The organism is Nocardiopsis alba, from assembly GCF_000710955.1.
GTDB classification, from domain to species: domain Bacteria; phylum Actinomycetota; class Actinomycetes; order Streptosporangiales; family Streptosporangiaceae; genus Nocardiopsis; species Nocardiopsis alba.
Genome location: NZ_BAZE01000007.1, coordinates 288,629 through 306,638, shown reverse-complemented (window position 1 = coordinate 306,638; position 18,010 = coordinate 288,629). Strand labels below are relative to the sequence as shown.

General features: G+C 69.8%; 16 protein-coding genes. 3 read left to right on the top strand and 13 right to left on the bottom strand.

Features of this window, described 5'->3' with window-relative positions; all coding sequences use genetic code 11:
- Positions 1 to 835 precede the first annotated feature (835 nt).
- Positions 836 to 2,134: a tyrosine--tRNA ligase gene (gene tyrS, locus TR33_RS15470; protein ID WP_014910063.1), complete on the bottom strand. Its 1,299-nt coding sequence runs from the start codon at positions 2,132 to 2,134 to the stop codon at positions 836 to 838.
- Positions 2,135 to 2,428: 294 nt separating this feature from the next.
- Here tyrS and TR33_RS15465 point away from each other — a divergent pair, with 294 nt between their 5' ends.
- The 3 genes from TR33_RS15465 (at position 2,429) to TR33_RS15455 (ending at position 4,676) form a co-directional block, all read left to right on the top strand.
- Positions 2,429 to 3,238 carry an alpha/beta fold hydrolase gene (locus TR33_RS15465; protein ID WP_017535162.1) on the top strand — a complete coding sequence of 270 codons (810 nt, stop codon included), beginning with the start codon at positions 2,429 to 2,431 and terminating at the stop codon, positions 3,236 to 3,238.
- Positions 3,231 to 3,794, top strand: coding sequence for a TetR/AcrR family transcriptional regulator (locus TR33_RS15460; protein ID WP_017535161.1), 564 nt, complete (start codon positions 3,231 to 3,233; stop codon positions 3,792 to 3,794). The genes TR33_RS15465 and TR33_RS15460 overlap by 8 nt, the downstream gene beginning before the upstream one ends.
- A 165-nt stretch (positions 3,795 to 3,959) precedes the next feature.
- Positions 3,960 to 4,676, top strand: a complete 717-nt coding sequence (locus TR33_RS15455; RefSeq protein ID WP_017535160.1) for an HNH endonuclease family protein — start codon at positions 3,960 to 3,962, stop codon at positions 4,674 to 4,676.
- A 60-nt stretch (positions 4,677 to 4,736) separates the two neighbouring features.
- Here the strand turns inward: TR33_RS15455 and TR33_RS15450 are convergent, their stop codons facing one another.
- The 12 genes from TR33_RS15450 to argF all read right to left on the bottom strand — a co-directional run bounded on the left by TR33_RS15450 (position 4,737) and on the right by argF (position 18,009).
- Positions 4,737 to 5,246 carry a hypothetical protein gene (locus tag TR33_RS15450; protein ID WP_014908255.1) on the bottom strand — a complete coding sequence of 170 codons (510 nt, stop codon included), beginning with the start codon at positions 5,244 to 5,246 and terminating at the stop codon, positions 4,737 to 4,739.
- Between the two features lie 141 nt (positions 5,247 to 5,387).
- Complete coding sequence (gene lhgO, locus TR33_RS15445; protein ID WP_026125112.1) at positions 5,388 to 6,605, bottom strand: L-2-hydroxyglutarate dehydrogenase; 1,218 nt, start codon at positions 6,603 to 6,605, stop codon at positions 5,388 to 5,390.
- Positions 6,606 to 6,685: 80 nt separating this feature from the next.
- Positions 6,686 to 7,129 (bottom strand): DUF742 domain-containing protein, encoded by a 444-nt coding sequence (locus tag TR33_RS15440; protein WP_042283777.1) that lies wholly within the window; start codon positions 7,127 to 7,129, stop codon positions 6,686 to 6,688.
- Positions 7,119 to 9,344 carry a sensor histidine kinase gene (locus TR33_RS15435; protein WP_014908176.1) on the bottom strand — a complete coding sequence of 742 codons (2,226 nt, stop codon included), beginning with the start codon at positions 9,342 to 9,344 and terminating at the stop codon, positions 7,119 to 7,121. The genes TR33_RS15440 and TR33_RS15435 overlap by 11 nt, the downstream gene beginning before the upstream one ends.
- 267 nt (positions 9,345 to 9,611) lie before the next feature.
- Entirely contained in the window at positions 9,612 to 10,529 is a 918-nt protein-coding gene (locus TR33_RS15430; protein WP_026125111.1) for a sirohydrochlorin chelatase, read from the bottom strand.
- A gap of 140 nt (positions 10,530 to 10,669) precedes the next feature.
- The gene (locus tag TR33_RS15425; protein ID WP_014912751.1) at positions 10,670 to 11,272 is read right to left on the bottom strand and encodes a GTP-binding protein; all 603 of its coding nucleotides are present in this window, start codon (positions 11,270 to 11,272) and stop codon (positions 10,670 to 10,672) included.
- Complete coding sequence (locus TR33_RS15420; protein WP_014909266.1) at positions 11,253 to 11,717, bottom strand: DUF742 domain-containing protein; 465 nt, start codon at positions 11,715 to 11,717, stop codon at positions 11,253 to 11,255. Before TR33_RS15420 ends, TR33_RS15425 begins: the two co-directional genes overlap by 20 nt.
- Complete coding sequence (locus TR33_RS15415) at positions 11,714 to 12,148, bottom strand: roadblock/LC7 domain-containing protein (RefSeq protein WP_014908347.1); 435 nt, start codon at positions 12,146 to 12,148, stop codon at positions 11,714 to 11,716. The genes TR33_RS15420 and TR33_RS15415 overlap by 4 nt, the downstream gene beginning before the upstream one ends.
- Before the next feature lies 1 nt (position 12,149).
- Positions 12,150 to 14,732: a sensor histidine kinase gene (locus TR33_RS15410; RefSeq protein WP_042283775.1), complete on the bottom strand. Its 2,583-nt coding sequence runs from the start codon at positions 14,730 to 14,732 to the stop codon at positions 12,150 to 12,152.
- Positions 14,733 to 15,068: 336 nt separating this feature from the next.
- Positions 15,069 to 16,481, bottom strand: coding sequence for an argininosuccinate lyase (argH, locus tag TR33_RS15405; RefSeq protein ID WP_042283773.1), 1,413 nt, complete (start codon positions 16,479 to 16,481; stop codon positions 15,069 to 15,071).
- A 50-nt stretch (positions 16,482 to 16,531) separates the two neighbouring features.
- Positions 16,532 to 17,065, bottom strand: a complete 534-nt coding sequence (locus TR33_RS15400) for an arginine repressor (protein WP_014909865.1) — start codon at positions 17,063 to 17,065, stop codon at positions 16,532 to 16,534.
- Positions 17,062 to 18,009, bottom strand: a complete 948-nt coding sequence (gene argF, locus TR33_RS15395; protein WP_017535156.1) for an ornithine carbamoyltransferase — start codon at positions 18,007 to 18,009, stop codon at positions 17,062 to 17,064. The genes TR33_RS15400 and argF overlap by 4 nt, the downstream gene beginning before the upstream one ends.
- Position 18,010: the final 1 nt, after the last annotated feature.

The window sequence follows — 18,010 nt, the reverse complement described above, 5'->3', positions numbered from 1 at the left end:
CAAACTCTCCATAAAGGTCACTCAACCCGACCCGGCGACCCGAAGATCAGCCTGGGAAGGGTAAACCTAGAAGAAATCCTGACCGGTCACTCTCGTGACCAATCAAAGGAACCCTCCACACCGAAGTGTGGTCGGGGCCAAAACAAACATGGCTTAAAGAAAATCAAACACGCGCTGTTGAGTTCTCAAGAAACAATCACGCTTCCCGTACAAGCTCCGGAACCGATGTCCCGTTCCGCTCTTCCGTGGAAGGCTTTGTTCGCGTTCGCACCGTTTCCGGTGTTTCCCGCTGTGTTGTGTCTTTACTTTATCAGGTCTTCCGTGTCCCGCAACTCGGCGGTTTTCGGTGTTCCCGATCGGGGTAAAGCCCGATTTCGCTTTTCTTTCGAGTTCCGCGTTTCCGCGTCCCTTTTCGGAAGAAGCGACTCTGCGAGTTTACATGCTCCGAGCACTGCTCGAACCAGGCTTGATCGAAGAGGGTGTCGAAGAGCGCGGCCCGGGTCCGAGTCGATCATCGAAGACCGCTCACCGTTCCGCAGCGACTCGATCGAGTGTAGACACACCTTGAGAGGACGTCAAGTCCGGACCCGGATCGACCACCATCAGGGCGATCCGGGCCTCGATCGCCCCTGTGCGGGCGGCTTCTCAAGGCCCTCGACTCACGCGGACCCCACACCGGGTCACACGATCACGTCGGCTGTTGTCAGACATGAACCGTCTTGCCCGGATCATGTCGAGTCCAAACCTCGCCTTGGGTACCGGATGGGCGAGGGGCCGACCCCCTATCGGAGATCGGCCCCTCTTCCGTCCTTCGACGGCCCGGTGGCAGTCGCCGTCAGCCCTTCAGGACGACGCCACCGACATTGCGCTTGCCCTTGCGCAGCACGACGAACCGCTCCTGGAGCACGTCGTCCACGCTCAGCCTCGCCTCGACGTCGGTGACCTTCACGTTGTTCACGTAGGCACCGCCCTCCTGCACCGCGCGACGGGCCGCCGACTTGCTCGGGGTCAGCCCGCTCAACGCGAACAGGTCGGTGACCAGCATCTCTGTCACCGGCCCCTCCACCTCGGCCTTGGGCACCTCGGAGAGGGCGGACTCCAGCGTGCGCGCGTCCAGCTCACCGAGATCGGCCCGGCCGAAGAGGGCCAGGCTGGCCTCCTTGACCTTGCGCGTCTCCTCCTCGCCGTGGACCAGCGTGGTGAGCTGCTCGGCGAGGACACGCTGCGCGGCACGCGCCTGCGGCCGCTCCTCGGTCTGACGCTCCAGGTCGGCGATCTCCTCCTGGGACAGGAAGGTGAACACCTTGAGGTAGCGGGAGACGTCGCGGTCGTCGGCGTTGAACCAGAACTGGTAGAAGGCGTACGGCGAGGTCAGTTCGGGATCGAGCCAGACGGTGCCGGACTCGGTCTTGCCGAACTTGGTGCCGTCGGCCTTGGTGAGCAGGTTCGTGGTCAGACCGTGCGCGGCCCCGTGGGGCTCGTTGCCCTCGATCCGGCGGACCAGGTCCAGGCCGGCGGTGATGTTGCCCCACTGGTCGGAACCACCGGTCTGGAGGACGCACCCGTAGCGGCGGTAGAGCTCCACGTAGTCGTAGGACTGGAGCAGCACGTAGCTGAACTCGGTGTAGCTCATCCCGTCTCCGTCGAGGCGGCTCTTGACCGTCTCACGGGCCAGCATCTGGTTGACGCTGAAGTGCTTGCCGATGTCGCGCAACAACTCGATCGCGTTGATCTGGCCCAGCCACTCACCGTTGTCGGCGAGGATCGCGTCGGTCGGCGCGGGCGTCTCCCCCTCCGGTGTGAAGCGCAGGAAGGAGGAGAGCTGGCCAGCGAGGTTGCCGACCCATCCGCGGACCGTCTCCGGCGAGTTCATCTGCCGCTCGGCGTTGGGCTTGGGGTCTCCGATGAGACCCGTCCCCCCACCGACCAGGGCGATAGGCCTGTGGCCGGCCCGCTGGAAACGGGCCAGGGTCAGCGCCTGGGTGAGGTGTCCGACGTGCAGGCTGCCCGCGGTCGGATCGAAGCCGCAATAGAGGGTGATCGGACCATCGGCCAGCGCCTTGCGGAGTGCGTCAAGGTCGGTCGTCTGCGCGATCAGTCCGCGCCACTGGAGTTCGTCGATGATGTCGATCACGGTGTAGCTCTCTGTCGGATAGGCGGGCCCCGCGGCCCGATCTGCCTAGCAGTGTAGGGCCTGTTCCCACGGCCACGAAGAGACTTTCCCGCGCCCCCCGCCCCCTCGGAGCCCCCGGGGTCCACGTGTACGGCCCCGTGGAGACGGCGATCGGGCCGGTGCCATGGGGACCGACGCCCATCGTCACGACGCGGACACCCCTCCGATGTCGTCCACGTCACCCCTCTTGACCTTCGTGGCTAATGACATTAGCTTTAAAGCTAACAGCATTAGCCGAACGGAAGAGGGACCATCATGCACCACCTTCGACGCCCCGAAGGACGGATCGCCTACGACCTCTACGGGAACGACACCGACGGGACCCTGGTGATCTGCGTACCGGGCATGTTCGATCACCGGGCATCCTTCCGCCTCGTCGGCCGGGAACTCGCCGCCGCCGGCCACCGGGTCGCCGTCATGGACCTGCGCGGCCACGGTGACAGCGACACCACGTTCACCTCCTACGACAGTCGTTCGACCTCGACCGACGTGCTCGCCCTGGCCGAGGAACTGGGAGCGGAGCGGGTGGTCATGGCCGGGAACTCGATGGGGGCCGCGGCCGTGACCATCGCGGCCCTCGAACGCCCCGACCTGGTGTCCGGCATCGCCCTGCTCGGCCCCTTCCTTCGGCCCTCTCCCCCGGGTCCGGTGGCGCGGACCCTGTATCGGACCCTGCTCATGCGCCCTTGGGCCGCCCGGGCGCTCACCTTCGTCTATGACCGGCTCCACGCCGGACGCACCCCCGAGGGGCACGAGGAACAGAAGGAGCGGATCCGCCGGATGACCCGTACCACCGATCGTCGTCGGGCGATCACGAAGACCCTTCAGGCCCCCAACGAGACGATCGATCGTGCCGAGGACCTGGCGGCGGAGGCGGTCGTGATCATGGGAGAACTGGACCCGGACTGGAAGGACCCCCGCTCCGAGGCGGAGTGGGTCGCCTCCGTCGTCGACGGCCGCGCGGTGATGGTCCCCGAGTGCGGCCACTACGCGCAGTCCCAACGCCCCGACGTGGTCTCCTCCGTGCTGCTCGATCTCGTCGAGCGGGTGAACGCCGATGCCTAGGGCCGGACTCACCCCGGAGTCGGTCGTGGCCGAGGCCGCCCGCCTGTGCGACGAGAGTGGCTTCGACTCGCTCTCACCCGCCGCCCTGGCCAGAAGGTTGGGCGTGGCCACCCCCAGCCTGTACAAACACGTCGCCGGCCTGGACGAGCTGCGCCGCGGGGTGGCCCTGGCCTCCGTGACGGAACTGGCCGACCGTCTGCGCTCCGCCGTGACCGGCCGTTCCGGTGCCGAGGCGGTGCACGCCCTCTCCCTGGCCTATCGGAGGTACGCGCACGAACGTCCGGGGTGTTACACGTCGTTGCAGCGGGTACCGCGGCCGGAGGACGCCGAGGCCCACGCGTTGTTCGCCCGACCCGTCGAGGTCATCGCGTCGGTCCTTCGAGGGTTCGCCATCCCCGAGGAGAGGATGGTGCACACGATCCGGACATTGCGCAGTTCTCTGCACGGGTTCGTCGACCTGGAGATCAACGGCGGCTTCGGACTTCCGGAGGACGTCGACGAGAGCTTCGCCCTGTTGGTCGACGGGATCGTCCTTCTCCTCGAACGCCGAACCTAGACGCTCCCGTACCGGCCACTTCTCCCCCGCACCTCGGCCTTGGCCGCGCCGATGAGGCGTACACGACCCTCGGTGGCATTCCGCGCCGCCCCCGTGATGGTCCACCCTTGAAGGGCCTGATCATCCCCCGCTCGGTGCGGGAGCACAGAGGTTGGAGTCCCCTGCATGTCAGAGAAGTCCTCCGGTAAGGGCGGCAAGTCCGCCTCCCGGCCGACGGCGATCATCAGCACGCTGATCGGCGTGGTCGTGATCGTCGTGGTCGTGCTGCAACAGCTCGGTGTGATCGACCTGGAGGTCGGCGAGAGCACCCCCGACGCGAACCCCTCCCCCGGGGCCTCCGCCACCGATGTCGACCAGGCCAGGGCCTGGCTGGACGAACTGCGAGTCGAGGAGGAGAACGATCCCGACGGTTACGACCGGGGCCTCTTCCCCCACTGGGACCGCGGGGTGGAGGGCAACTGCACCACCCGACAGATGGTCCTGGTCCGGGACGGCGAGGGTGTGGAGACCGACGACGACTGCCGGCCGGTCTCGGGCAGTTGGTACAGCGTGTTCGACGGCGAGACCTTCACCGACCCGCAGGACATCGACATCGACCACCTGGTCCCGTTGAAGGAGGGGTGGCGTTCGGGTGCCCACGCCTGGTCGACCGAGGAGCGCCGCCGTTTCGCCAACGACCTGGAGGAATCGCCCCAGCTGTGGGCGGTCAGCGCGTCGAGCAACCGTTCCAAGGGTGATGCCGACCCCGGGGACTGGCTGCCCCCGTTGGAGTCCTTCCACTGCGAGTACGTGACGGCCTGGATCGAGGTCAAGCACGTGTGGGACCTGAGTGTGGATCCCGCCGAGGAGGCCGCCATGCGTGAGGTGTTGGAGGGCTGCTGATCCGGCCCGGCCCCATGAGGGGGCGCTCTCGTGTACGAGGGCGCCCCCTCACCTTCTCGATCAGGCCGGGTTCTCGCCGGGCGTGATCCCCCGGGCGACGGCGAGCATCTCGTCCGTCCCCAACAGCCCCGAGGTGTCACGGACCTCCACGGCGACCCCCTTCTCGGGGACCCAGAAGGCCTCGGCGGCCCCGTAGAGCCCCGACGTGTCGTCGCGGTCGAAGTCGGCCAGATCCCAGGAGTCGGGATCCCGTTCGTGGTAGTGGGCGAGGAAGGAACGGACCGAGGCCAGGTCGGTGAGCCCCTCCCCCCGCATCACCAGGACCTGGAGCACCACCTGGAAGCCCCCGCCCTCCTTGGCCTGTTCCCAGGCCCGGGTGGTGAAGACGACGTCCTCCCACTCGTAGGAGAAGTCCGAGGGCGAGGCCTGTGGTCCGACCGTCTCGGGCAGGTGGGTGATGGTGAATCCGTCCAAGGGTCCTCCTCTGGGGCCGGCGGCGGCGCCCGCCGCGGTGAGAACGAGTGAGAGCACGGTGGTGAGGACCACGAGGGCCCACCTGGTCAGGGGCATGGTCACCTCCACCGGTGACCTCGGGACCGTCCCGGACCACCGGATACCTCCATGGTCGGCCGGGGAGGGGGTCCGGTACCAGAGTGTCCTCGAACCTGTGGACAACCCCGCTCCGACACGCCCGGACCGACACGGGACGGGTCACCACCCGGCGACGTACCCGTCATAGAGGAACTCGGCGATCGCCAGGGAGGAGGTCGCCGCGGGAGAGGGCGCGTTGCGCACGCAGACCACACGCCCTCGGGTGTCCACATGGAAGTCGTCCAAGAGGGAACCGTCCCGGCCGAGCGCCTGGGCGCGCACCCCCGCCTCGGCGGGACGCAGGTCGGCGGCGGTGATCTCGGGAAGCAGACGACGTGCCTGGGCGGCGAAGACCGAGCGGGAGGCGGAGACGAACGTCTCCCGCGCGCCCACCGTCCAGTGTCGGCGGGCCAGCCGCCAGAAACCGGGCCAGGAGAGGGTCTTCGCGAGTTCCCGAGGGACCAGGTCACGGGCGCGGTAGCCCTCGCGCGCCGTGGCCAGGATCGCGTTGGGGCCCGCCATGACCTCGCCGTGGACGTGGCGGGTCAGGTGCACGCCGAGGAAGGGGTAGCGGGGGTCGGGTACGGGGTAGAGGAGCCCGCGTACGAGGTCCCGGCGTTCGGGGACGATCTCGTGGTAGTGACCGCGGAAGGGGACGATCCTGGGGTCGGCGTCGGCCCCCGCCATCGCGGCGAGTCGATCGCTCTGGAGTCCGCCGCAGACGATCAATCGGTCGAAGCGGTGGATGACCCGTTCGCCCTTGGGGTCTCCGGTGAGGACCTCGGTGCCGTCGTGGTCCTGTCGCACGTCGATGACGGGGGTGTTGAGCAGGACGATTCCCCCCGAACGCCGCAGGTCGTCGGCGAGCTGCTCGGCGATGGCGACGTAGTCGGTGATGGCCGTCGTGGGCGAGTGCAGCGCGGCAAGTCCCACCGAGTGGGGCTCGATCTCTCGGATGCCGTCGGGGCCGAGTCGGGTGACGCCCGGGACGCCGTTCTCCTCGGCCCGACGCTCGATGTCGTCGAGGCGGGCCTCCTCTTCGGCGTTGACCGCGACGAGGAGCTTTCCGACCTCCCGGTAGGGCAGGTCGTGCTCCGCGCAGTACTCACGGAGCAGGCCGACGCCCCGACGGCAGAGCGTGGCCTTGAGGGATCCGGGCCGGTAGTACAGGCCCGCGTGCACGACCCCGCTGTTGTGACCGGTCTGGTGGGCGGCGACCCGGTTCTCCTTCTCCAGGACGGTGACCCGGGTGCCGGGGCGGTGGAGGGCGATGTGGCGGGCCAGGGCCAGGCCGACGATCCCCGCCCCGATGATGCCGATGTGTTCGGTGCTGCGCATGGGCGCACGCTAGCAAGGCGCGTCCGCGCTCCGGCGTCCGGGTGTCCCGGCGGTCCCCGGGCGGCGGGGACCGATCCTCTTCAGAGGGCGCGCAATCCGACCAGGACGGCGTGCAGGATGTCCTGGCGTTCGAGAGGGCGGGAGGGGCCGCAACGTTGGAGGGCCCCCTCCTCCATCATCTCGGCCACCATGCCCCGGACCTGGCCGACCGGCAGTCCGACCTCGGCGGCGAGTTCGACGATGGTCCTGGCCCGCAGGGCGTGGAGGAGAAGGGCCTCGCGCTCGGGTCTGAGCCATTCGCGATGACCCGGGGTTCTCGCCGCGACCACGAGGGTGAGCAGGTCGAGGTCGGCGTGGCCGTTTCCGACGCTCCCGGCCCGTTCCGGGATCCCCACGTCGATGGCGTAGGGACGCAGGAAGCGTTCGTCGTCCTCCACCTCCTCGTGACGTGGTGACCGTCGCGGCTCGGTCCGCGGGGCCTCCCTCCATTCCTCGCGGCGGGCGTGGCGACCCTCAGCGTTCACTGTGTCCTCCTGGTGGTGTCCTGGTCGGGAAGGGCCCGGTCCCGTTCGGCCCGGAGGGGCCGAAGGGACCCTGGGGCCCCGAGCCTTCGAAGGAGCCGTGCGGACCGGTGCGGCCGACCGTCCCCTGGGGGCCGGAGGGGGAGGAGGGGTTCTGGGGTCCCGAGACACGCACCGGGTGGGGCGTGGGCTGTCCCAGGGGGCCCGGGAAATTGGGGGTGCCGTCGGAGGGGCTCACCGCGGCGATCGGGTTGTCGGCGGGTTCGAGCAGGCTGTCGGGGACCAGGGCGGTGGCCCGGGTACCCCCGTAGGGCGAGGGGTGGAGCCAGACCCGGATGCCGTGACGCTCGGCGAGACGGGCGACGACGAACAGCCCCAGGCGGGGGTCGTCCGGCAGCGCCATCACGTCGAACTCCGGTGGCCGGGTGAGGGTGCGCTCGGCGGCCGCGTAGCCCTGTTCGGACATGCCGAGCCCGCGGTCCTCGATCTCCACCAGCAGTCCTCCGGTCACGGGGGTGCAGCCCACGTCCACCGGGGTGCCCGCCGGGGAGAACTGGGTGGCGTTCTCCACCAGTTCCGCGAGCAGGTGGACGATGTCGGCGACCGCCTGTCCGTGCATGAGCACACGGGGCGCCGAGGTGAGGCGGACCCTTTCGTAGTCCTCGGTCTCGGCGATGGCGGCGCGCAGCACGTCGAGGACCGGTCGGGGTTGGCGCCAACGGCGGGCGGACTGTCCGCCACCGAGGATGATGAGGTTGTCCGCGTAGCGGCGGGCCCGGGTCGCCAGGTGGTCGAGTCGGAAGAGTCGGCGCAGGGCGTCGGGGTTCTGCTCGTTGTACTCGATCTCGTCGAGCAGGCGCAGCTGTCGTTGGACGAGGGTCTGGTTGCGGAAGGCGATACCGAGGAAGGCGCGGTTGGCGCCGCGGCGGATCTCCGCCTGACGGACGGCGGCCTCGACCGCGGTGATCTGGGCGCTGTCGAAGGCCTCGGCGACCTGGCCGATCTCATCGTCGCCCTGTTCGTCCAAGGGCGGGAGCTCGTCGATGACGTCGACCTTGCGGCCCTGTTGGGCCCGTTCGACGATCTCGGGCAGGTCGGCGTCGCGGTCCAGGATCTGTTCCCGCAGCGACGAGAGGCGTTCGCTCAGGCGTCGGGAGGAGCGTCCCACCAGGGCGATCGCGAACACCCCGCCGAGCAGGGTGACGGCGGCCCCGGCGACGCCCAGCCAGACCCTCAGGAGCGCGGCGCTCCAGGCCAGGTCGACGGTGCGTTCGGTCTGTTCGCGGGCCAGGGTGTCCAGGGCGTGGACGGACGGGATGGACGAGGCGTCCCATTCCTCCGCCCCGACCTCGACCTCGGAGTTCCATTCGCTCAACGGCGCTCCGTCGACCCCGTCGCCCCCTTCGGCCACGGGGGGCCGGGTGACCACGCGTCGGCTGAGCTGTTCGGCCGCCTCCCAGGTGGGTTCCTCGGTCGAGGCCCGGTACTCGTTCCTGAGTCCGGCCGGCATCGCGTTGACGGTGCCGTCCAGCGTGGCCCGGTAGGAGGCGGTGAGGAAGGTGAAGTGCGCCGTCTCCTCATAGGTCATGCGTTCGGCGGCGATGACCCCGGCGAGCAGGGCGTCCGCGGTCGCGTAGTCCTCTCGGGCGTTGACGAGTTCCCTGGCCACCACGGCGTCGGTGAGGTTCTCTCCTCCGTCGGTCGTGTTGATGAGGGCCGCGGAGGTGTTCAGCAGGGACTCTATGAGCGTGCGGTAGCCGACCAGGATGTGCTCCCGGTCGGTCGAATGCTCGTCGACCATCTCTCGGAGCCGTTCGACCCCCTCCGGTGTCTCCTGGACGATGCCCGCGCCTCGTTGGAGTTCGTCGTCGCGATCCCCGACGAGGTCGGTGGCCAGCTCGACGGCCTCGGCCAGGGCCTCGTCACTCTCGGAGCGCTGTCGCTCCAACTCCTCTTCGACCGTCGAGACGTCTCCTCTGTCCTGTTCCCCGAGGTGGACCAGGGACAGACGGCGCTCGGTCCGCAGCTCCTCGGCCGCGACGGAAAGGACCTCCGTGCCCTGACGCGCCTGTCCTACCGCGCTCATGAGCTGAACGGCCTGGGCGGTGCCGATGGCCGCGACGATCAGCCAGAGCGCGAGAAAGCACAGGCTCGGGATGAGGACGATGCGCGTGAGCTGACCGCGGATCGTCCTGTTGGACGCGTGGTTTCTGAGCATGGCCCCTCCAGCCCATGCGGGGTGCCGAGGCTTCCGGGAGAGGTGCCACGGCGGCTTTCGGTCCTGCCGAGGCTATCGAAAAAACATTGCCGTACGCTGTCGAACAATCACGAATAGTTATCCACGCGCTCGGGAAAACCGGGCCGAAACATGCTAGGTGGACCTTGGATGCGGCTGAACGCGCAGGTCAGGACCGCGAAAGACAGAACAGGGCCGCCCCGTCTCCGGGGCGGCCCTGTCGTGGTTCCTGGCGGGGCGTGTCGCGTCTCAGGACTCGGGGCGGTGTCGGGAACCCACCGGCGCGGGCAGCTCGTCCACGGTGGGAGGCTGCTCGACACCCAGGGAGTTCAGGACCTCGGCGTAGCGCAGGGCGGCGATCTTGCCGAGCAGGCTGTCGGCGCCCAGAGGCGCGCCGGGGCGGGCCCCGTGGCGTTCGGCCAGCTCCTGGAGTCTATGGGCCGGGAACTCCGGCCCCAGGGCACTGGGGGCGATGACGGGACGTCGGATGCCTCCCTGCCGGAGCTGCGCCATGATCTGGTCCATGGCGGCCTCGTCCTCCAGGTCGGCGGGGAGCACCGTCAGGCCCAGACGGGCCGCGAGCAGCACCGCGCTCACACCGGCGGCACCCACGGCGCCCTCACCACCGACGGCACCGACGACGACGCCGTCGGCCATGGTGGTGTTGCGCGCGGTGACGCTGATCAGGCGCATCCGGTCGGCCCGGACGAACCCGGACTCGGCCAGACGCAGGTGGAGGACCTCGGCGAGCATCGGGTGCGGACCGAGTCCCTCGGTGATCCTCACGTTGGCGCCCGAGCGGGCCACGGCGGCCTCGATCTCGGCGTTCACGGCCGCGTGGGGGGCGGTGACCAACGGGACCACGACCCCGGTGAGCGGGCGGTCGTCCCCGCCCTTCAGGTCGGCCAGGGCCTCGGTCAGGGTCTCTCGGTCGCCCTCGAGGTGCCCGTAGCGGATGGTGACCTCGGGGCGGTAGGCGCGGACGAGGTCGGCCATCCGGGCGCCGATCGACTCGCCGTCGGCCCCCCGGGCCTGATCGGCCGTACCCGGGACCGCCATGATCAGAGCGGGGGTGCCGAACCAACTGTCGAAGGACAGGGGATTGCGGTGACGTCCGGAGCGCCGCTTGGGCAGTTCGCGTGGGGGAAGTCGGTCAGAGTTTCGCATACCAGGATTCAGACGAGAGGGCGGATGGCGGACAAGCGGTGGTCGCTGCCGCGACATTGTAGCGTTCAACACCACATTCAGGGGTGTATGTCCTGAACGTATAACGGGCCTCCCGGGCCTCGTGCCCAGGGGATCCCGGGTCAACCGCTCATCGCCGGCCTACGGCCGTCGATGACGTGCGTCACCAGGGAGACGAGGACCTCTTTGGCGGATTCGCGTTCACGGGCGTCCGCCACCAGGACCGGAACCGCGTCGGAGAGGTCGAGGGCCTCACGCACCTCCTCCGCCCGGTAGGGGGTGGATCCGTCGAAGCGGTTGACCGCCACCACGAAGGGCACCCCGCGCTGTTCGAAGAAGTCCACCGCGTGGAAACAGGTGTCGAGCCGGCGGGTGTCCGCCAGGACCACCGCGCCCAGCGCGCCTTCCACCAACTCGTCCCACATGAACCAGAACCGATCCTGGCCCGGGGTGCCGAAGAGGTAGAGCACGATGTCGTCGTTGATGGTGATGCGGCCGAAGTCGAGCGCCACCGTGGTGGTGGTCTTGTTCTCCACACCGCCCAGGTCGTCGACGCCGTAGCTGGCCTCGGTCATCACCTCCTCGGTGCTGAGCGGGGTGATCTCGCTGACGGCCCCGACCAGGGTGGTCTTGCCCGCGCCGAACCCTCCGGCGACGATGATCTTGACGGCCTGGGGGATCGCCTCGTACGCGCTCGACCGGTTCTCAGAGTCTGCGGATGCCATCGAGTACCGCCTGAAGTACTTTCTTCTCGGGAAGCTGGGTCATGGGCGTGGCCGCCCGGGTACGGACGTCCCCTTCTGCGACGAGGTCCCCCAGGAGCACCTTGACCACGGTCAACGGGATGTCCAGACGCGCGGAGATCTCCGCCACCGAGATGGGGCGCCGGCACAGGTCGAGGATCGCCTGCCGCTCGGGGCCGCGCGAACGCTCACCGGGGTCTCGGGCCGCCATCACGATGGTGATCAGGTCCAGCCCCCGCCCCGCGGCGGCGGGTCGGGTCCGTCCCTTGGTCATGGTGTAAGGGCGTACGAGGGGTCCGGCGGAGGTGTCCTTGGGCAGAAGCCCCGTGGAGGGCCCCTCGGAGACGGGGTGGCCACGACCGTGATACCGGCCCCCCTCCCGGGGCACGGGTGGGGACTCCCCGTGCCGGCCCTTCGAGGTGCTCATGAGCCGGCACCTCCCATGGCCGTGAGTTGGCCGGGCCTGCGTGGCGCGGCGGTGAGGAACTCCCCCACCCGCTTGACCCGCAGGTTCATCTCATAGGCGACCAGCCCCACGTCCGCGTCCTCGGTCGCCAGGACCGCCAGACAGGCTCCCGCCCCCGCCGCCGTGACGAAGAGATAGGAGTACTCCATCTCCACCACGGTCTGTCGGACGTCGCCGCCTCCGAAGTGCCTGCCGGTGCCCCGTGCCAGACTCTGAAAGGCCGAGGCCAGCGCCGACAGGTGCTCGGCGTCCTCCGGCCTGAGTCCTCGGGAACGGCCCAGCAGCAGTCCGTCGGCCGACAGCACGATCGCGTGGCCGGCCCCGACGACGCGGTCGACCAGATCGTCCAGGAGCCAGTCCAGGTTGTCCGCGGCCTTGCTCTTGCCCACCATCTCAGTCGCTCTCTCCCGTGTGGTCGTCGGCTCCTGCACCGACCTGGTCATCACTGCTGTGTCCGTGCTCGTCCGCGCCGACGTCCCCGGCCCGGCCACGCCGCGTCCCCGCGCTGAAGGCGTCCATCATGCGGCGCGCCTGTTCGGGGGTACGCCGCGTCGACGTCGGCGGGGAGGACGACGCGGACGAGGCGCCATCGCGGAGTTGAGGGGCCAGACTGGCCTGCTTCCTACGTCTGGGCAGTCCCTCCCGATCGGGTCCGGCGCCGACCCGACCGTTGTCCTGTTCGATCTCGATGTCGCCTCCGTGATCGGCCCCGGTCGTCCGTGCCGCGGCGATGGGCCTCGCGCGTTCGGCGCCTCCGCTCCGGCGGGCCTCACGTTTGGGCAGTGGCGCCGGGGCCCCTCCCTCGACCGGCAGGTCGCGTTCGGCGGGCCGCAGGTCCGGGACCTGGCGGAGGAGGGGGGCGGGGGCGTGTTCGACCCGACGGTCCTCCCGGGTCTCCTCCGGGTGTTCGGGCACCGGGCGCAGCATCGGGCGTACGGCCCGGGTCCGCTGCTCGGCGCCGGCCGAGAGCAGGTCGGCGGGGCCCAGGCGTTCCCGTTCCGGGGCCCCCATACGGATGGGGTAGGGGGCTCCGGAGGGCTCCTGGGCCGCCCCGGGCGCGACGAGGGTGTTGGGGATGAGGACCACGGCCCGGGTGCCCCCGTAGGGCGACGAGCGCAGATGCACCCCGATGTCGTGCTTGTGCGCGAGCCTGGCGACGACGAACAGGCCGAGGCGACCATCGGTGCCCGAGGTCATCATGTCGAACTCGGGAGCGTCTGCGAGGGTCCCGTTGGCCTTGTCCAGAGCCTCCTCGGTCATACCCAGACCGCGGTCCTCGATCTCGACCGCCACCCCCTTGGGTACCTTCTCCGTCCGGATGGTGACGTCGGTGTGCGGCGGCGAGTAGGCGGTGGCGTTCTCCACCAGTTCGGCGAGCAGGTGGATGACGTCGGCGACCACCGCTCCCACGAGGGACAGGTCCGGGGTGGAGGCGAGCTCGACCCGGGCGTACTCGTCGGTCTCGGAGATCGCGCCGCGCATGATGTCCACCAGGGGGACGGGGTGGCGCCAGCGCCGTCCCGGCTGGGCCCCGCCCAGGATGATGAGGTTCTCGGCGTGCCGCCGTCCGCGCGTGGCCAGGTGGTCGAGTTGGAAGAGGCTCTCCAGGAGATCGGGGTCCTCCTCTTCGCGTTCCACCCGGTCCAGGAGCTGGAGTTGACGCTGGACCAGGGACTGGTTGCGGTGCGCGATCCCGAGGAAGACCCTGCTGACCCCGGCCCGGGTGTCGGCCTGCTTGACCGCGGCGCCGATCGCGGTGCGTTGGGCGATGTTGAAGGCGTCGGCGACCTGGCCGATCTCGTCCCGACCGTGGTCGAGCTGTTTCATCTCGGTGTCGAGGTCGACGCTCTCCCCCTCCTCCAGGCGGCGCACGATCCTGGGCAGGTCGTTGCGCGCCACCGCCAGGGCCTCGGCCTTCAGTCGGGCGAGGCGGTGGGTGAGGCGGGCGGCCGAGCGGGCGGCCACACCGTAGGCCACGGTGCCCGCGAACAGGGAGATGATGCCGCCGCCCAGGGCCAGGGTGAACATCCGGGCCGCGGCCGCCTCCACGGCCGAGACGACCGCCAGCGACCGTTCGGAGACGGCGCCCGCCAAGGCGGTGTCGACCCCGTCGGCGACCGAACGCCAGTCACCGATACCGGTGGGCGGCTCCGGAAGGCGACTCTGTTCTCCGGTGAAGGGGTCGATCTCCACCGGGGCCTCGTAATGGGAGACGGCCTCGGTGATCTCCATGGCACGTGACCAGTCCCGCGAACCGATGATCCGTTCGGCGGCATCGGCCCCCTCGCTCCGGGATCCCTCGGCCAGGGCGTCCAATCTGCGATCCGCGTCGCCGATCAGCGAGGCGACCTGGGACTGCTGTTCCCGATCGAGGGAGTTCTCGCTCAGGACGCCGCTGATGACGGCGTCGGCGTGGGCGAAGCCCTCCTGGGCCCAGAGCAGGTCGCCCGTGGCGGCGGCCTCGACACCGGCGGGGCCGTCGTCCAGACCGCGGACGGAGCCCTCGTACAGGCGGGCGCCGATCCTGATCGCCTCGGTGTAGGCGTCCAGGGTCTCTCCGAGGTCGCCGGGGCGCTCCAGGTTGGCGGAGCGCACCGTCTCGACCGTGTCGACGGCTTCGAGGAAGCCGCCCTCCCGCGTGTCGGGGATGGCCTCCAGGGTCGAGCGCACCGCCCGCACGTCCGTCAGGGCCAGATCGGTCTCCTCGACGGACTCCATCAGAGCGCGCCGGGTCTCTTCTCCCGGAGCGGTGAGGTACTCGGCGCTCAGTCGACGCTCGAGTTGAAGCGCCGTCAACGCCGTCGTGATCTCGGTGGCGGCCCGGCCGTCGGTGACCGACGAGCGCAGCGATACCGCCTGGGCGAGCGTGGCGGAGCTGAGCATGACGAACAACGCGAGAAAGGTGATGCTGGGTATCAGCACGATGCGGCTGAGCTGAGTCCTGATGCCGCTTCCCGCGCCTCCCGACTGTCCCACTGCGCTCCTCCCCGGCGTTTACCACGGACACCGGACAGCACGCGTCCGTGTGGCGTTTACCGCGCGGGTCGTCACGGTGCGCGCAGAGGAGAACACGTGTTGTGCCCGCAGACACAGGACGCTACCGCACTCACCAAGGTCTCGCGGGGGGAATTCCACATTGGTCGCGGAAACAGGACGCCGTCGTGGAATGTGGTCGTCGGAGGCGACGCGACGCACGTGTACGCAAGGATTTCCGACGATCCCGGACCCGTGCATCGACCGATGCGCGCGCCCATGGAAAAGGCCCCTCTCCCCCGCCGAGGAACGAGGGAGAGGGGCCCGGAGAGACGAAGGTCAGAAGGCCTTGCGCAGCGTCTCGACGGCGGTGCGAAGACGTTCGAGCTGTTCGGCGACGCGGACCGGGGCGGTACCGCCCTTGCCCGAACGCGAGGACAGCGATCCGTGCACGGTGAGGACCTCGCGCACGCCCGGGGTGAGGTGCTCGGAGATCTCGGCGAAGTCGGCGTCGGTGAGGTCGGGCAGGTCGATCCCGCGCTCCTCGCACACCCGCACGCACGTGCCCGCGATCTCGTGGGCCTCACGGAAGGGCACGCGCTCACGGACCAGCCACTCGGCGATGTCGGTGGCCAACGAGAAGCCCTGGGGGGCGAGCTCGGCCATCCGGTCGGTGTGGAAGGTCAGGGTGGCCACCATCCCCGTCATGGCGGGCAGTAGCAGGTGGAGACTGTCGACGGCGTCGAAGACCGGCTCCTTGTCCTCCTGGAGGTCCCGGTTATAGGCCAGAGGGAGGCCCTTGAGGGTGGTGAGCAGGCCGGTCAGGTCCCCGACCAGACGGCCGGCCTTGCCCCGGGCGAGTTCGGCGACGTCGGGGTTCTTCTTCTGCGGCATGATCGACGAGCCGGTGGAGAAGGCGTCGTCGAGGGTGACGAAGGAGAACTCCTTGGTCGCCCAGAGGATGATCTCCTCCGACAGGCGGGACAGGTCCACGCCGATCATGGCGGTGACGAAGGAGAACTCGGCGACCACGTCGCGGGAGGCGGTGCCGTCGATGGAGTTCTCCACCGACTCGGGGAAGCCCAGTTCGACGGCGACCTCGCCGGGGTCGAGTCCGAGCGAGGAACCGGCCAGAGCACCGGAGCCGTAGGCGGAGACGGCGGCGCGGCGGTCCCAGTCCCGCAGGCGCTCGATGTCCCGGACCAGCGGCCAGGCGTGCGCCATGAGCTGGTGACCGAGCAGCACCGGCTGGGCGTGCTGGAGGTGGGTACGACCGGGCATCGCCGCCTCGGGGTGGGCCGCGGCCTGGTCGGCGAGGGCCTGCACCAGGTCCAGCAGTCCCTCGGTGAGGGAGCGGGCCTCTTCGCGCAGGTACATGCGGACCAGGGTGGCGATCTGGTCGTTGCGGGAGCGTCCGGCCCGCAGCCGGCCGCCCAGTTCGGGCCCGACCCGTTCGATGAATCCGCGCTCCAGCGCGGTGTGCACGTCCTCGTCCTCCAGGACGGGGGTGAACTCCCCCGAGGCCACGTCGGCCTCCAAGCGGTCCAGCCCCTCGATCATGCGGTCGAGTTCGTCCGCGGAGAGCAGGTCGGCGCGGTGCAGGGCGCGGGCGTGGGCGCGCGAACCCGCGATGTCATGGCGGGCGAGCCGCCAGTCGAAGTGCGTGCTCAGCGACAGACGGGCCAGGGCCTGGTCCGGTCCGCCCTCGAAGCGGCCTCCCCACAGGCGCAGGGCCTCGGGCTGGTCGGCCATGGTGGTCTCCTTCGTGAGAGTTCGGATGCTGGTGGACGGTGCGGGTGCCGTCAGGGTCTGCGGTCGGCCAGTCTGAGGAGGGCGGCGGCCAGTTCCTCCCCGCCCTGGGGGTCGCGCGAGATCACCAGGATGGTGTCGTCGCCGGCGATGGTGCCCAGGATCGGGTGGAAGTCGGTGTGGTCGATGGCCGAGGCCAGGAACTGGGCGGCCCCGGGGGGCGTGCGCACGATGACCATGTTGGCGGACGCCTCGGCGGAGACGAGTAGTTCCTCGGCCAGACGGTTCAGCCGCGCCCCGGAGACCTGTTCGAGGTCGAGACTGTCGGGGCGGGTGCGTTGAAGCCGTTCACCGCCCTCCCCCGGCAGGACGTAGGCCAGGTGACCGTCGGCGGTGCGGAGTTTGACCGCGCCGAGTTCGTCCAGGTCCCGGGAGAGGGTGGCCTGGGTGACCTGCACGCCGTTCTCGGCCAACCGTTTGGCCAGCTCTCCCTGAGAGCGGACGTCCTGGCGGGTGAGGACGTCGGTGATCCGGGCCTGTCGGGCGGCCTTGGTCATCGGGGCCGTGCCGCCGGCGTCGTTGCTCATCGTCGCGCGATCCCGTGTCCGTCCCGCGCGTCCAGGAGGAAGGCCATCAGGGCCTTCTGCGCGTGCCGACGGTTCTCCGCCTCGTCCCAGACCACGCTCTGGGGTCCGTCGATGACCTCGGCCGCGATCTCCTTGCCCCGGTAGGCGGGCAGGCAGTGCAGGACGATGGCCTCGGGGTCGGCGACGGCCATGAGCGCCTTGTCGACGATGTAGGGACGGAAGAGGGCCTCACGGCCGCCCTTCTCCCCCTCCTGACCCATGGAGACCCACGTGTCGGTGGCGATGACGTCCGCGCCCTCGGCGGCCTTGGTCGCGTCGGTGGTGACCGTGACCGATCCGCCGGTGGTGGCGGCGATGTCCCCGGCCCGGGCCAGGACCTCGGGGTCGGGGTGGTGCTCCTCGGGGGCGCCGATGCGCACGTGCATGCCCGCGGTGGCCCCGCCGAGCAGATAGGAGTGGGCCATGTTGTTGGCGCCGTCGCCCAGATAGGCCAGGGTGAGCCCGGCCGGGGAGCCCTTGTGCTCGCGGATCGTCTGGAGGTCGGCGAGGATCTGGCAGGGGTGGAACTCGTCGGTGAGGGAGTTGATCACCGGCACGGAGATGGCGCGGGCCAGGCTCTCCAGGTTCTCCTGCGCGAAGGTGCGCCAGACCACGGCGTCGACCTGACGTTCCAGGACCCTGGCGGTGTCCTCCAAGGGCTCTCCACGCCCCATCTGGGTGCTGTCGGAGTCCAGGACCAGGGGGTTGCCGCCCAGATCGGCGACGCCGACGGCGAAGGACAGGCGGGTCCGGGTGGAGGGCTTGTCGAAGATGAGGGCGACGGTGCGCGGCCCGGCCAGCGGCCGGTACCCGAAGCGGTCGCGCTTCATCCGGTCGGCGAGGTCGAGGACGAGGGTCTGTTCCTCGGGGGTGAGGTCGTCGTCGCGGAGGAAGTGACGGGTCATG

Coding starts and splice junctions, on each gene's coding strand:
- TR33_RS15465 (WP_017535162.1), top strand. CDS start 2,429: ATGCACCACCTTCGACGCCCCGAAGGACGGATCGCCTACGACCTCTAC.
- TR33_RS15460 (WP_017535161.1), top strand. CDS start 3,231: ATGCCTAGGGCCGGACTCACCCCGGAGTCGGTCGTGGCCGAGGCCGCC.
- TR33_RS15455 (WP_017535160.1), top strand. CDS start 3,960: ATGTCAGAGAAGTCCTCCGGTAAGGGCGGCAAGTCCGCCTCCCGGCCG.
- TR33_RS15450 (WP_014908255.1), bottom strand. CDS start 5,246: ATGCCCCTGACCAGGTGGGCCCTCGTGGTCCTCACCACCGTGCTCTCA.
- lhgO (WP_026125112.1), bottom strand. CDS start 6,605: ATGCGCAGCACCGAACACATCGGCATCATCGGGGCGGGGATCGTCGGC.
- TR33_RS15435 (WP_014908176.1), bottom strand. CDS start 9,344: ATGCTCAGAAACCACGCGTCCAACAGGACGATCCGCGGTCAGCTCACG.
- TR33_RS15430 (WP_026125111.1), bottom strand. CDS start 10,529: ATGCGAAACTCTGACCGACTTCCCCCACGCGAACTGCCCAAGCGGCGC.
- TR33_RS15425 (WP_014912751.1), bottom strand. CDS start 11,272: ATGGCATCCGCAGACTCTGAGAACCGGTCGAGCGCGTACGAGGCGATC.
- TR33_RS15420 (WP_014909266.1), bottom strand. CDS start 11,717: ATGAGCACCTCGAAGGGCCGGCACGGGGAGTCCCCACCCGTGCCCCGG.
- TR33_RS15415 (WP_014908347.1), bottom strand. CDS start 12,148: ATGGTGGGCAAGAGCAAGGCCGCGGACAACCTGGACTGGCTCCTGGAC.
- argH (WP_042283773.1), bottom strand. CDS start 16,481: ATGGCCGACCAGCCCGAGGCCCTGCGCCTGTGGGGAGGCCGCTTCGAG.
- TR33_RS15400 (WP_014909865.1), bottom strand. CDS start 17,065: ATGAGCAACGACGCCGGCGGCACGGCCCCGATGACCAAGGCCGCCCGA.
- argF (WP_017535156.1), bottom strand. CDS start 18,009: ATGACCCGTCACTTCCTCCGCGACGACGACCTCACCCCCGAGGAACAG.